At 67.9% G+C, this 13,747-nt stretch carries 12 protein-coding genes and 1 pseudogene; 9 read left to right on the top strand and 4 right to left on the bottom strand.

Annotated features, from left to right (window positions below; genetic code table 11):
- Complete coding sequence (gene mdh, locus CHINAEXTREME_RS04400) at nucleotides 1-915, top strand: malate dehydrogenase (RefSeq protein ID WP_010546423.1); 915 nt, start codon at nucleotides 1-3, stop codon at nucleotides 913-915.
- A 114-nt stretch (nucleotides 916-1,029) separates the two neighbouring features.
- On the top strand, nucleotides 1,030-1,698 hold the full coding sequence (locus CHINAEXTREME_RS04395; protein ID WP_007141257.1) for an HAD family hydrolase: 669 nt from the start codon (nucleotides 1,030-1,032) through the stop codon (nucleotides 1,696-1,698).
- Between the two features lie 97 nt (nucleotides 1,699-1,795).
- On the opposite strand, the gene CHINAEXTREME_RS04390 is transcribed toward CHINAEXTREME_RS04395, so the two are convergent.
- The gene (locus CHINAEXTREME_RS04390; RefSeq protein ID WP_007141256.1) at nucleotides 1,796-2,041 is read right to left on the bottom strand and encodes a ferredoxin; all 246 of its coding nucleotides are present in this window, start codon (nucleotides 2,039-2,041) and stop codon (nucleotides 1,796-1,798) included.
- A 175-nt stretch (nucleotides 2,042-2,216) separates the two neighbouring features.
- On the opposite strand from CHINAEXTREME_RS04390, the gene CHINAEXTREME_RS04385 reads away from it, so the two are divergent.
- On the top strand, nucleotides 2,217-3,659 hold the full coding sequence (locus CHINAEXTREME_RS04385) for a hemolysin family protein (protein ID WP_007141255.1): 1,443 nt from the start codon (nucleotides 2,217-2,219) through the stop codon (nucleotides 3,657-3,659).
- 18 nt (nucleotides 3,660-3,677) lie between these two features.
- On the opposite strand, the gene CHINAEXTREME_RS04380 is transcribed toward CHINAEXTREME_RS04385, so the two are convergent.
- Entirely contained in the window at nucleotides 3,678-4,775 is a 1,098-nt protein-coding gene (locus CHINAEXTREME_RS04380) for a lysylphosphatidylglycerol synthase transmembrane domain-containing protein (protein WP_007141254.1), read from the bottom strand.
- 21 nt (nucleotides 4,776-4,796) lie between these two features.
- Nucleotides 4,797-6,086, bottom strand: a complete 1,290-nt coding sequence (locus CHINAEXTREME_RS04375; protein ID WP_029601422.1) for a glycosyltransferase — start codon at nucleotides 6,084-6,086, stop codon at nucleotides 4,797-4,799.
- A gap of 93 nt (nucleotides 6,087-6,179) precedes the next feature.
- Between CHINAEXTREME_RS04375 and CHINAEXTREME_RS04370 the strand changes: the two genes are divergently transcribed.
- Nucleotides 6,180-7,103 (top strand): alkaline phosphatase family protein, encoded by a 924-nt coding sequence (locus tag CHINAEXTREME_RS04370; RefSeq protein ID WP_007141252.1) that lies wholly within the window; start codon nucleotides 6,180-6,182, stop codon nucleotides 7,101-7,103.
- Between the two features lie 77 nt (nucleotides 7,104-7,180).
- Nucleotides 7,181-8,391 (top strand): annotated as a pseudogene (locus CHINAEXTREME_RS04365) (anion permease).
- Between the two features lie 24 nt (nucleotides 8,392-8,415).
- On the opposite strand, the gene CHINAEXTREME_RS04360 reads toward CHINAEXTREME_RS04365, so the two are convergent.
- Nucleotides 8,416-8,853, bottom strand: a complete 438-nt coding sequence (locus tag CHINAEXTREME_RS04360; RefSeq protein ID WP_029601423.1) for a universal stress protein — start codon at nucleotides 8,851-8,853, stop codon at nucleotides 8,416-8,418.
- Nucleotides 8,854-8,952: 99 nt separating this feature from the next.
- Between CHINAEXTREME_RS04360 and CHINAEXTREME_RS04355 the strand changes: the two genes are divergently transcribed.
- The 4 genes from CHINAEXTREME_RS04355 (at nucleotide 8,953) to CHINAEXTREME_RS04340 (ending at nucleotide 13,725) form a co-directional block, all read left to right on the top strand.
- The gene (locus tag CHINAEXTREME_RS04355; protein WP_007141250.1) at nucleotides 8,953-11,349 is read left to right on the top strand and encodes an ATP-dependent DNA helicase; all 2,397 of its coding nucleotides are present in this window, start codon (nucleotides 8,953-8,955) and stop codon (nucleotides 11,347-11,349) included.
- Nucleotides 11,349-11,861, top strand: a complete 513-nt coding sequence (gene cgi121 / locus CHINAEXTREME_RS04350; RefSeq protein WP_007141249.1) for a KEOPS complex subunit Cgi121 — start codon at nucleotides 11,349-11,351, stop codon at nucleotides 11,859-11,861. Before CHINAEXTREME_RS04355 ends, cgi121 begins: the two co-directional genes overlap by 1 nt.
- 81 nt (nucleotides 11,862-11,942) lie before the next feature.
- On the top strand, nucleotides 11,943-12,506 hold the full coding sequence (locus tag CHINAEXTREME_RS04345) for a carboxymuconolactone decarboxylase family protein (protein WP_010546426.1): 564 nt from the start codon (nucleotides 11,943-11,945) through the stop codon (nucleotides 12,504-12,506).
- A 100-nt stretch (nucleotides 12,507-12,606) separates the two neighbouring features.
- Nucleotides 12,607-13,725, top strand: a complete 1,119-nt coding sequence (locus CHINAEXTREME_RS04340; protein WP_007141247.1) for an LEA type 2 family protein — start codon at nucleotides 12,607-12,609, stop codon at nucleotides 13,723-13,725.
- Nucleotides 13,726-13,747: the final 22 nt, after the last annotated feature.

Genomic DNA, 13,747 nt, shown 5'->3' with positions numbered 1-13,747 from the left:
ATGACGAAAGTTAGCGTGGTCGGCGCGGCCGGAACGGTCGGGGCCGCCGCTGCCTACAACATCGCGCTTCGGGACATCGCAGACGAACTCGTGCTCGTCGACATTCCGGACAAGGAAGACGACACGATCGGGCAAGCCGCCGACGTCAACCACGGCGCTGCCTACGATTCGAACACGACGGTCCGACAGGGCGGCTACGCCGACACCGAGGGGTCGGACGTCGTCGTCATCACGGCCGGCATCCCGCGCCAGCCCGGCCAGACCCGCATCGATCTCGCGGGCGACAACGCTCCGATTATGGAGGACATCGGCTCTTCGATCGCCGAGCATAACGACGACTTCGTCACCGTCACCACGTCGAACCCGGTCGACCTGCTGAACCGGCACCTCTACGAGTCGGGCGACCGCGCCCGCGAGAAAGTGATCGGCTTCGGCGGCCGACTCGACTCCGCCCGGTTCCGCTACGTCATCTCCGAACGATTCGACGCACCCGTCGGGAACGTCGAGGCGACGATCCTCGGCGAACACGGCGACGCGCAGGTGCCCGTGTTCTCGAAGGTCCGCGTCAACGGCCAGGATCCCGAGTTCGACGACGACGAGAAGGAGGAACTGCTCGAGGAACTCCAGACCTCCGCGATGAACGTCATCGAGAAGAAGGGCGCGACCCAGTGGGGTCCCGCCACGGGCGTCGGCCACACGGTCGAGGCGGTCCTCCGGGATACGGGCGAGGTGCTGCCCTGCAGCGTCAAACTCGAGGGCGAGTACGGTCACGAGGACACCGCCTTCGGCGTCCCCTGTAAGCTCGGCTCCGACGGCGTCGAGGAGATCGTCGAGTGGGAACTCACCGAGTTCGAGCGCAACCAGCTCGGCGAAGCGGCCGAGAAGCTCTCGGACCAGTACGACGAGATCGCGTAAGCGACCGTCGACTCGGCCTCGTTTTCCTTTTCCACCCGATCCGGAGAGCGGCGTCGCTCTCGGGCCCGACGCCGGATCGAAACTACCAATTGGCGTTTCGAACTATTCGTTCGAGTGACCGGATACGACGCAGTCCTCTTCGACAACGACGGCGTGCTCGTCGACCCGCCGCCGACCGAAACGCAGATCCGGGCCGCACGGGCCGCGTTCGAGTCGGTGGGCGTCGACGACCCCGCTCGAGAGCACGTCACCGGCGTCGTCAGCGGCGTGACCGTCGACTTCCTCCACGAGATCTGTGCGACGTACGATCTCGACCCCCAAACCTTCTGGACCGCTCGCGAGCGCCACGACGAACGATCCCAACTGGACGAGTTCAGGAACGGGACGCGGAACCGGTACGACGACGTCGCGGCCGTGACCGATCTCGAGGTTCCCTGCGGCGTGGTGAGCAACAACCACCACTCGACCGTCGAGTTCGTCCTGGACCACTTCGGGCTGGCGGGGTCCTTCGACACCTACTACGGCCGGGAGATGACGATCGAGAGCCTCGAGTTGAAGAAACCGAACACCCACTACCTCGAGCGGGGCCTGGCCGACCTCGGCGTCGGGGCCGAGTCGGCGCTCTACGTCGGCGACAGCGAAAGCGACGTGATCGCGGCCGAACGGGCCGGGCTCGACTCGGTGTTCGTCCGTCGGTCACACTGCCGGGACCGTGACCTCGAAGCGACGCCGACCCACGAGGTTACGAGCCTGCACGAGGTGACGCGTCTGGTCTGCGACTGAGATCGACGCCGTCACCCGTCGCCCGCTCGAGGTCGACGCCGCGTCGGTCGGCCGAAGCGGACCCGATCGACGCGGCGGTCCGACGACACCGTACTACTCAGGGGATCAACTGCTCGCCGTCGTCGTCGTAGATCCTGATGGCGTCGACGGGACAGGTTCGGGCGGCGAACTTCGCGTCGAGTTCCGCGTCTTCAGGCACCTCCCGGACGAAGACGCCGTCCTCGACCTCCTCGCTGTCCTGGAGGACGGCTTTCCCCTTCGTCTTGTCCTCCGTGAAGGCGTCCCACTCGGCAACACACTGGAACATCCCGATGCAGGTGTCCTCGTCGAATTCGACTTTCATGCCTCGAGATTCGGGCGAACACCCTAAATCGGTAGCGGTCGTCGGTTCTCCGTATCGACGGTACCGTTTAGTGGGAGCCACCCGGTCGTTAGGCCATGTTCGATCGTCTTATCCCGCTGAGAGGAGCGAGTGATCCGAACCGGCCGGGCAGATCCGGGACGGAGGCGAACGGACGATGGTAGACCTCGCCCTCTCCGGCGCTCGAGTCGGTGCCGCACTGGTCCTCGTGGCCCTGAACGGGTTCTTCGTCGCCGCCGAGTTCGCGTTCGTCAGGGTGCGCTCGACGGCTGTCGAGTCGATGGTCGCGGACGGGAAGACCGGCGCGCCGCTGCTCGCCGAGGTGATGGACAGCCTGGACAGCTACCTCGCCGTGACCCAGCTAGGGATCACGATCGCGTCGCTGGGGCTCGGCTGGATCGGCGAACCCGCGGTCGCGGCGCTGATCGAACCGGTCGTCGGACCCGTCCTCCCCGAGAATCTCGTCCACCTCGTCGCCTTCGCGGTCGGGTTCGGCGTCATCACGTTCCTCCACGTCGTGTTCGGCGAACTCGCGCCGAAGACGATCGCCATCGCCCGGGCCGAACGGATCGCGCTGCTCGTCGCCGCGCCGATGAAGGTCTTCTACTACCTGTTCGTGCCGGGGATCGTCGTCTTCAACGGGACGGCCAACGCTTTCACCCGGCTGATCGGGATCCCGCCGGCCTCCGAGACGGACGAGACGTTCACCGAGGAGGAACTCCGCATGGCGCTTTCCCGCTCCAGCGAGGAGGGCAACGTCGCCGCGGACGAGGTCGAAATGATCGAACGGGTGTTCGAACTCGATGACGTCACGGCGCGAGAGGTGATGGTTCCGCGACCTGACGTCCGGAGCGTCCCCGCGGACCTCCCGCTCGCGGACCTGCGGGACCGGATCGTCGAGACGGGCCACACGCGGTATCCCGTAGTTGACGCGGACGATTCCGATCGGGTGGTCGGGCTCGTCGACGCCAAGGACGTGATTCGGGCCGGGACCCGAGAGAGCGAGGGCGAAGTCGGAGACGAAGACGACCGCGCGACCACCGCCGGCGACATCTCCCGCGACATCCCCGTCGTCCCCGAAACCGTCGCCGTCAGCGATCTCCTCTCGGACCTGCAGCGGGAACGGGCCCAGATGGCCGCTGTGATCGACGAGTGGGGCGTCCTCGAGGGGATCGTCACTGTCGAGGACGTCGTCGAGGTGGTCGTCGGTGACCTCCACGACGAGTTCGACGTCCCCTCGCGGGAGCCGTCGATCGACCGCGACGCGAGCGACGAGGGCGTCGCCGTCGACGGCGGCGTTGCCCTCTCGACGGTCAACGAGGAACTCGGGACCGCCTTCGACCACGACGCCGTGGAGACGATCGGCGGCCTGGTCCTCGATCGACTCGGTCGGCCGCCCGAGTCCGGCGACCGGGTGTCGATCGACGACCACGAACTGACCGTGACGGGGGTCGACGGTATGCGCGCCTCGACGGTCGTCGTTCGGCCCGAGTCGGGGACGTTCGAGGGGACCCCGGATTCGGCGACGGACGGAACGGCCGGCGACGACGGCGATGACGGCCTCGAGACCGAGCGTACCGAGGGGTCGGAGGGGAGTTGAGCGTGGGGAGTGAAAACATCAGACGCGCCGGATCACCCACAACGCGGCGACGCCGCCGACGACGATCACCAGCCAGTAACTCGCGAGCCGGTAGATCGCTACCACCGCGAGCGCGTCGGCCGTCGCAAGTGCCGTAAGCGCCGTCAACAGCGCGACGAGCGTCCCCTCGATGGCGGCGAGCCCGCCGGGCAGCGGCGTCGAGCCGGCGATGACGCTCGCCGGGACGAGAAAGCACACGAGCAACGCCGATACCGGCGTCCCGAGCGCGAGGCCGGCGAAGTACAGCGGAATCGCGAACAGCACCCAGCCGACGTACGCGAACGCGATCGCCGTGGCGACGACGCGGGGCGAATCGGCGATCACCTCGAGCGATCCGTAGAGACGGGTGATTCGGTCGCGAACGGACTCGAGCGAGAGCCGATCGGTTCGGCGAGCGACGGGAGCGAGCGCACGTACGACGAGATCCCGAAGCCGCTCCCGGAATCGCCAGCCGACGACGGCGATGGCCGGCAGCCCCACGGCGAGGGCCCCGAGCAGGACGGCGAAGCGTTCGATCGGCCCCGCGAGCTGGGCGGTAAACAGCAGGTAGCCGATGCCGAGCCCGCCCGCGGTGAAAAACGGGAGGAGTCGAACCAGGTCGGCCGTGACGACGCTGGCGAGGCTCTGCTCGAAGGTCGCCTCGGTGTCGCGGGCCAGCACGTACGCGATGAACGGTTCGCCGCCGGCCTGCCCCATCGGCGTGACGTAGTTGGCGAACGTCGCCGCGAAGAACGTCACGATCAGCTTCCGGAACGGGACGGTGACCCCGATCGCTCGAAGGACGACGTGCCAGGTCTTCCCCCAGGCGACGAGACACAATAGCGTCGAGACGCAGGCCGCAGCTACCCACTCGAGTTGGGCGGTCCGGAGCCGCGAGACGGTTCGGTCCCAGCCGATGGCGGCCCCGAGCAGGTAGACGAGGACGACCGCCACGAGAAATCCCAGGCCGGTCTTTGCGACCGTCCTGCGATCGCCCCACCCCGCGCCGAGGGTGACGGCCGACTCCTCGTTCCGGTGGGCGGTCGCCTCGACGTCGGAGGGGGTATCGGTCTCGGGGTCTGGATCGGAATCGGACACGATATCGAGTCTTTCAGTCGGTCAGGCGCCGGTCTTCGTTACCTGGTACCACTCGCCGTCCCAGGTCAGGCCGTACTCGAACATCGCCTTTACCGTCAGGACGCCGTGACCCAGGTAGACGAGCGGCGCAAATAAGACGGTCCAAGATGGGGGAGCGACCCGACCGTCGACGAGGTCGCGGCTCCAGACGCCGGCGATCAGCCCGTAGATCGCGACTAGCGCGGCGATCGCCGAACCGGGGTCGAACAGCAACAGGAACAGGACATGTGCGGTGAGCACCAGCAACGTGGCGCCCGCGAGAACGGCGCCGACCGCCCGGCCGATCGAGACGAGGTCGTCGACGTCTACGTCGCCCTTGAGCGCTTCCGAGAGACGCAGATGTGATACCTGGACGTGGCCGATCCGCCACCGTTTGCGCTGGCCCCAGAGGTCTCGGACGCTGTGGGGGGCTTCCATCGTGCTCGTGCAGCGCCGGTTCTGGGTGACCGTCAGTCCGGCCTTGTGACACTGGTGGGAGAAGTAGATGTCCTCGGTCAACACGTCGGCGTAGCCGCCGACGGCCTCGAACGCCTCCCGGGTGAACCCGGTCGCGGAGCTCTGACAGTGGGTGAACCCGACGAACTCGCCGATCATGTATCCCGCCTGGACGACGACACGCTCGCAGTAGGCCAGCGTCTCGACGGGGCCCGTCGGACGCGGGATCCGTCGACCCTGGAAGACGTCCGCGTCGCCGACGAGTTCGCCCATCGCGATGGAGACGAACTCGGGGGAGGCCCGTTCGTCGGCGTCGAACACGACGAAGTAGTCGGCCGAACTCCGTTCGACCGCAGTGTTGATCGCGGTCGCTTTCGACCCCGGCGATCCGTTGATCACGCAGTCCACGGCGTCGTAGCGCTCCGCGAGTTCGCTCGCGCGCGCTCGAGTCCGCTCGTCGTCGGGTTCGACGACGACGGAGATCCGGAGCGAGTCGTACTCGTTCTCGAGTAGACTGGTAACGCTCTCGTCGACGACATCGGCGTCCTTGTAGGCGGGGACGATCGCCCGCACGGCGGGGCCGGACGTGAGCCGACTCGTCGACGCCGCCGACGATCCGCCCCGCCAGACGTCGTATGCGAGGAGTACTCCCGTCCCGGCGATCGCGACGGTGAACATTCCCACGTACACCGCGCTCTCGAAGAAATCCAGTATGATGAGTGGGGAGAGCGCCACCGTCCAGATGTCCGCCCCCGTTACGAACCCGACGGCGAATAGCGCGCCGACGGCGAGTATCGTTCCCGCTTTTTCGACGACGCGAGTGACTACCGATGGCATCATCCTAACGACGCGTCGGTCGGCTATTCAACGTTCTGCTCGCGAACCGTTCCAGTAGATAGTTACCGCTTCCGTGGGATATCCACGGAGAGAATGGGATTCGACGACTGGCTCCGGGTCTCCGCGCGGAAGATCCGGGAGAAGGGACTCGAGGGCGTCGGGGACGTCGCGTACGACCTGTACACCGGGCTCTGGTGGCTCACCTGGCCGCTCCCGCGTGGGACGAACGTCTACGAGCGCGACTGGGACGTGTTGATCATTCTGGACGCGTGTCGGGTCGATCTACTCCGCTCGGTCGCCGACGAGTACGCCTTCCTCGAGGACGCGGAGATCGAACGGATGGAATCGGTCGGGAGCATGTCCAAGGAGTGGATGGCCAAGACGTTCACCGACGAGTACGACGACGAGGTGGCGAACACCACGTACGTGACGAGCAACGTCTTCTCCGAGCGGATCCTCTCCGGCGACCGGTTCGGCGACCTCGACGAAGTCTGGCGGTACGGCTGGGACGACGAGCACGATACGGTCCCGCCGCGTCCGGTCACCGACAGGGCCATCCGGGCCGCCCGCGAGACGGATCCGGATCGGCTGATCGTCCACTACGTCCAGCCCCACCACCCCTTCCTCGGGTTGGACGCCGGATTCGACGCCGAACCGTTCGGTCCGGCGCTGTCGGACACCGTCGTCGACGCGCTCCGGAAGGACAAGATCGACTTCGAGACGTTCTGGGCCGCCTACCAGGACAACCTGCGTCGCGCGCTCGAGGACGTGGAACTCCTCCTCGAGAACGTCGACGCCGATCGGGTCGCCATCACGGCCGATCACGGCGACGCGCTCGGCGAGTGGGGGATCTACGACCACCCGGTCGGCTGTCTCCACCCCTCCGTGCGGACGGTGCCGTGGGTGACCACGTCCGCGACGGACCGGGAAACGCACGAACCGGACTCGGACCTCGAGAAACGGACGGCCGACTCGGACGTGGAACAGCGGCTGCAGGCGCTGGGATACGTCGGCTAGTCGTCGGTCCCGCGCGATCCTCGCAGGACCGGCGGACGAACGCTTTTGCGTCAGGACAGTGAACAATCGGGAACCGAATGGTCGATCCGTCGTTCGTTGGGCTCGTCGCCGCCGCGGTCGCCACCTGTCTGTTCATGGCCTGGGTGCTGGGAGCGAACAGCAACTCGCCGCCGTTCGCCCCCGCGATCGGCGCGAACGCCATCTCGACGATGCAGGCCGCGTTCGTCATCGGCCTGCTCGCGGCCGCGGGCGCGCTCATGCAGGGTGGCAGCATCTCGGAGACGGTCGGCGCGGACCTGATCGACGGCGTGACGATCACGCCGCTTGCCGCGACGGCCGGCCTGCTAACCGCGGCGGGCTTCATGGCGATCGGTATCTACACGCGATACCCGATCCCGGCGGCGTTCGCGACCACCGGTGCGATGATCGGCGTCGGACTCTCGCTGGGCGGGGACCCGGCGATGGACACCTACCAGCGGCTCGGAACGTTCTGGCTGCTCGTGCCCTTCATGTCCGGTGGACTGGCGTACGCGACTGCGATCACACTCCGCCGTGACGACATCCCCGAGTCGATCGGCGTCCCGCTACTGGCAGGGCTCGTCGGCGCAATCGTCGCCAATATCCGACTCGGTGTCATTCCCGATCCCGAAGCCGATCAGGGGGGACGCTCGCCCGGTTCGTCTCTAGACGGATCGGAGGCGGTCCGGAGCTGATCGCCGGTACTGATCTCGGTGCCGCCATCGTGACCCTCGGGTTCGGTGCTCTCTGGTTCTACTGGGTACGAAAGCGGGTCCTCGTCTCCGTCGAGCGCGGGATCCGCTCGTTCCTGCTCGTCCTCGGCGGGATCGTCGCCTTCTCCTCGGGCGGGTCGCAGGTCGGCCTCGCGACTGGCCCGCTCGAGAACCTCTTCCGGGTCGAACTCGGACTGCCGGGAATCGTACTGCTCGCGATCGGCGCGGCCGGGATCCTCGCGGGCGCCTGGATGGCCGCGCCGCGGCTGTTGCAGGCGACCTCGCGGGAGTACGCCCAACTCGGGGTGAGACGGTCGATCGCGGCGCTGGTTCCGGGCTTCGTCATCGCCCAGTTGGCGATCGCGCTCGGTATCCCGATCTCGCTGAACAACATCATTCTCTCGGGAGTGATCGGCGGCGGCCTGGCGGCGGGGTCGGCCGGCGTCTCGAAGGGGAAGATCGCGTTTACGATCACGTTCTGGCTGCTGACGCTGGGGAGTTCGACGGTCGTCGGCTACGGGCTCTACCGGGTGCTCGAGACGGTCATCGGGGGGTGATCACGGCCTCGCCGCGCGCCGCTCCTACTCGAGGACAGTCACCGGTTCGTCGGTCCGCTCGACGACCGTCGTCGCGACGGTCCGTCCGAGAAGTCGCCGGACGTACCCCGACGTGTCGTGCCCGTGGCCGTACATGACGACGTGATCGATCCGCTCATCGCTCGCGTGTCGGGGAATGACGGTCCCCGGCCGGCCTTCGACCGTTTCGATCCGAACCCGGTCGCTCGCCTCGATCGACTCGAGCAACGCGGTCGCGTTCTCCCGGGCCTCCTCGCGGCGCTTCTCCTCGCGCTCGAGGACACCGCCCTCGCTGAGCGACGCGTCCAGCGGCGTCACGACGGCGAGCAGCGTCACGTCGGCGTCGGGAAACGACTCGAGGGCGTACGCGAGCGCCTCGTCCTCGCGGGGACGGCCCATGGAGGGGACGAGGACACGATCGGGGTCGGGATCGGGATCGACCATGGAGTCGCGTTCGGCCGCCACGGCTATCGATCTGTCGACGTCCCGGGCTCGCCCGCGAAAGACGACAGTTTAAACCACGGGACGCGCCAAGGGCGGATAATGAACGTCGAGGAGCTGTCGGGGCTCCCGCCCGGGGCGATCGATCACTTCCGGGAGGACGGGATCGAGGAACTCTACCCGCCGCAGGCCGAGGCCGTCGAGGCCGGCGCGACGGAGGGCGAGAACCTCGTCGCCGCGGTGCCGACCGCCAGCGGGAAGACGATGATCGCCGCCCTCTCGATGCTGTCGGCGATCGAGCGCGGCGGCAAGGCGCTGTACATCGTCCCGTTGCGGGCCCTGGCCAGCGAGAAGAAAGAGGAGTTCGAGGCCTACGAGCAGTTCGGGGTCACCGTCGGCGTCGCGACCGGCAACTACGAGTCGACCAGCGACTGGCTCGCGACGAAGGACATCGTGGTCGCTACGAGCGAGAAGGTCGACTCCCTCGTTCGCAACGGTGCCGACTGGCTCTCCGATCTCACCTGCGTCGTCAGCGACGAGATCCACCTCATCGACGACCGCGAGCGGGGGCCGACCCTCGAGGTGACCCTCGCGAAGCTCCGGCGGCTGAACCCGGGGATGCAACAGGTCGCGCTCTCGGCGACGGTGGGAAACGCCGACGAGATCGCGGGCTGGCTGGACGCCGAACTGATCGATACCGACTGGCGGCCGATCGATCTGAAGATGGGCGTCCACTACGGCAACGCCCTGAATTTCGACGACGGCTCGACCCGAGAGGTACCCGTCGAGGGCTCGGAGAAGCAGGAGGCCGCCCTCGTCCGTGACATCCTCCAGGAGGGCGGTTCGTCGCTCGTCTTCGTCAACTCCCGCCGGAACGCGGAAGCCGCGGCCCGCCGGCTCGGGCAGGTCTCGCGGGAAGAACTGACCGCCGATGAACGCGCGGAACTCGCCGAACTCGCCGCGGAGATCCGGGACGACAGCGACACCGAGACGAGCACGGACCTCGCCGACTGCGTCGAACGCGGCTCCGCGTTCCACCACGCCGGCCTCTCGAGCACCCAGCGGTCGCTCGTCGAGGACGCCTTCCGGGACCGACTGCTGAAGGTCATCTCGGCGACCCCGACGCTCGCGGCCGGGGTCAACACCCCCGCGCGGCGCGTGATCGTCCGGGACTGGCGTCGGTTCGACCCCTCCGCCGGGGGGATGGCGCCGCTCGACGTCCTCGAGGTCCACCAGATGATGGGCCGTGCGGGCCGTCCCGGCCTCGACCCCTACGGCGAGGCCGTGTTGCTCGCGAAGGGCCACGACGAGAGCCAGGAGCTGTTCGACCGCTACGTCTGGGCCGATCCCGAGCCCGTGCGGTCGAAACTCGCGGCGGAACCGGCCCTGCGAACCCACGTGCTCGCGACGATCGCGTCCGGCTTCGCCCGCACGCGGGAGGGGCTGCTCGAGTTCCTCGAGGCGACGCTGTACGCGAGCCAGTCGGGCGAGTCGGGTCGGCTCGCGGCCGTCACGGACGACGTGCTGGCGTACCTCGAGCGGAACGATTTCATCGAACGCGAGCCGCCACGCGGCTCGGGCCGCTCGAGCGGGGGACCGCGAGAGCGCGACGGTGACGACCCCGCCGACGGCGCGTTCACCTCGGCGGCGGACCTCGCGGACCAAAGCGAGGAGGACGAGGAACTCGAGGCCACCAGCCTCGGTCACACCGTCTCGCGGCTCTATCTCGACCCGATGAGCGCCGCCGACATCGTCCACGGCCTCGAGAGCGCCGACGACCGTCCGACGGCGCTTGGCCTCTACCAGCTCGTCTCCCGCACCCCCGACATGTACGAACTCTACCTCCGGTCGGGCGAGGACGAGCAGTTCGGCGAACTCTACTACGAGCGCGAGGCCGAACTGCTCGGCGACGCCCCGAGCGAGTTCGAGGAGGACCGCTTCGAGGACTGGCTGGCCGCGCTCAAGACGAGCAAACTGCTCGAGGACTGGGCCCGGGAGGACGACGAGGAGCGCATCACGGAGCGGTACAAGATCGGTCCCGGCGACCTGCGCGGGAAGGTCGACACCGCCGAGTGGCTGCTGGGCGCCGCCGAGTCGCTGGCTCAGGAGATCGACAGCGAGTGGACCGTCGCCGTCCGCGAGGCCCGCGCCCGCGTCGAACACGGCGTGAGTGAGGAATTACTCGAACTCGTCTCCGTCGGCGGCGTCGGCCGCAAGCGCGCCCGTCGCCTCTACGAACGCGGGATCGAGGAGCCCGCGGACCTGCGGTCGGCCGACAAGGGCGTCGTCCTCGACGCCCTGAAGGGGGAGAAGACGGCCGAGAACATCCTCGAGAACGCCGGCCGCGAGGACCCGTCGATGGACGGGATCGAGCCGGCGGGTGGGGAGGCCGGGAACGATGGCTCGGAGGCCAGCGGCTCCGAAGCCACGAAAACCGCGTCCGAGCGAACCGAGGACGGCGAACCGGACGACAGCCAGTCCAGCCTGGGTGATTTCTGATGCAACTGCTCGAGTGTTCCCTCACGATCGACGACCTCGACGCGTTCGTCGCCGCGATCGGCGAGATCGGCGACCGCCACGGCGTGACGATCCAGGCGTTCGACGCCCGCTACGTCGCGGACCCCCGCCACCTCGAGCGGGCCGTCGCGTTCGCCGACCGGGCCATCGAGCGCGGGGAGAACGTCGCCCGGGACCGGGCCGTGGAGATCCTGCTGTACGCCGCCGGCCGCCGACAGATCGACCGCGCCCTCGAGATGGGCGTCGACGAGGGCGAGAACCGGGCCGTCGTTCTGGTCGACTCCCGCGAGGGGGACCGACGCGCCGAGCGGGACGCGCTGGCGGCCCTCCGCAAACTGGACGCGGTCGCCGGCGAGGAACCGGCCCTCGCGTCCCTCGACGAGAAGCGGCTGTGTGAGTTCTTCGAGATCACCGACGCCGAGCGGGAAGCGACCGACGCGTCGCTGGGCGACCTGGTCCGTGAGCGGGTGGCGCTGCTCGAGGTCGAAAAGTAGGCCGGACCGGCGTCCGCGACTCCGGAAACCGACGTGGGGTCTCCGAACGTTTATTCCCTACCGTGAATGTCGTTCACAGGCATGGCACGCATCGACCAGCTGGATCCCGACGAGCTATCGGACGAGACGATCGAGGAGATCTTCGAGTACGCACGCGAGAAACAGGGCGCCGTCCCGAACCATTTCAAGATAGAGGCGAACTTCCCGGAGGCGTTCGAGCACTTCTTCTACATGCAGCAGGCCCTCTGGGAGGACGGCCCGCTATCGATGGAAACGATGGAACGGGTCGCCATCGCGGTCTCGATGGCGAACGACTGCGACTACTGTACCGGCGCTCACTGTACGATCCTCGGGAACACCGGGGCCGACAGGGACGACATCGTGGCGTTCCAGGAGGGCGTGAAAGGCGGGTCGCTCGACGAGTTCGAGCGAGCGATCGTCGACTTCGCGCTGCAGGTCAACGAGGATCCCCACGGCGTCACCGGGGAGGACATCGAGGAACTCCGGACCGAACACGGCCTCTCCGACGCGGCGTTGTTGCAACTGGTCCACGGCGTCAACGTCTTCTCGGCGGCGAACCGCGTGAACATCGTCTTCGACACGGAGTACGATCACCCCTGGCAGGGCGAGGCGGCCGACGACTGACCCGGACAGCGGGTGCGGCCGACCCGACCCGACTCGACCCGACCCGTCTCGACGCGAACCGACAGGGATTAGCCGCCGGTCGGGTAACCGAGTTCGACACATGACCGGGAAGGGAGCGACGGTCGCACTCGCGCTCGGCGTCTGTCTCGCCGCAGCCCTCGGGGGCCTCTTCGCGGCCGGCGTCCTCGGCGTCCCCGACGCCGGCCTCGAGGACAACGCCTGGGGCGAGGTCGACGACGAGCGCATCGAGGTGCTCACGACGGTCTGGATCGACAACCCCAACCCGGGGGTCGAACTCGACGACCTGACCCTCGAGTACGCCCTGGCGATGAACGGCGTCGACCTCGCGGAGGGAACCGCCACGGACGTCGCGGTCCCCGCGGGGAACTCGACGACCGAACTGCGGACCGACCTGCGGTACGAACGCCTCCCCGACTGGTGGGTCTCGCACGTCCGCAACGACGAAGCGAGCGCCCTCGAGGCCGGCGTGACGGCCCACGCCGAGGTCGGCCCCTTTTCGGGGTCGCCCTCCCATACCTACGAGGACGAGATCGAAACCGACCTCGAGCCGATGGTCGCCGCGGCGCTGGCCGAACAGGAGGGCGAGTACTCGCTGTCGCCGGTCGCGACGGACGACGGCATCCAGCGCGAACTAGATGTCGTCGAACCCACCGTCGAGATCCGCGACACCGACGCCGAGTGGGGCACGGTCGACGACGAGACGACCGAACTCCACCTGACCTACGAGGTGTACAACCCGAACGCCTACCCGCTCGCGACGCCGTCGCTGACCGGCGAGATGGAGTTCAACGACCGGGTCGTCGGCGACTGGCAGGCCCACGAGGTCGAACTCCTCGACGCCGATCGGGACGCGACCATCCCGCCGCGCTCGAGTCGGGACCTCACCTTCGTCGTGGAACTGGACAACGACGACGTCGTCGACTGGTTCGCGACCCACGTCGACGCCGGCGAGGTCACCGACGCCGAGTTCCGCGCGCAGTTGGCGCTTTCCGTCGGCGGCGAGACGGTGACGATCCCCGAAAACGGCGACGCCATCCGGTGTGACTACGAGATGACGACGGCCATCTTCGTCGAGCAAGAGGCCGGCCTCTCCGACGGAGAGTGTACGCTCGTCCCGTGGGCCACGCCGAACCTCGAGGAGTCGGACGCTGACGACGGCGACGGTCCGTGGCTCGACGACGACCCGCCCTCGATCTAGTTCCGGCTGACTGTCACGGAAT

The organism is Halobiforma lacisalsi AJ5, from assembly GCF_000226975.2.
GTDB lineage: Archaea > Halobacteriota > Halobacteria > Halobacteriales > Natrialbaceae > Natronobacterium > Natronobacterium lacisalsi.
Note: the sequence above shows the minus strand (reverse complement) of the source record. Positions and strands in the feature narration are given on the sequence as shown.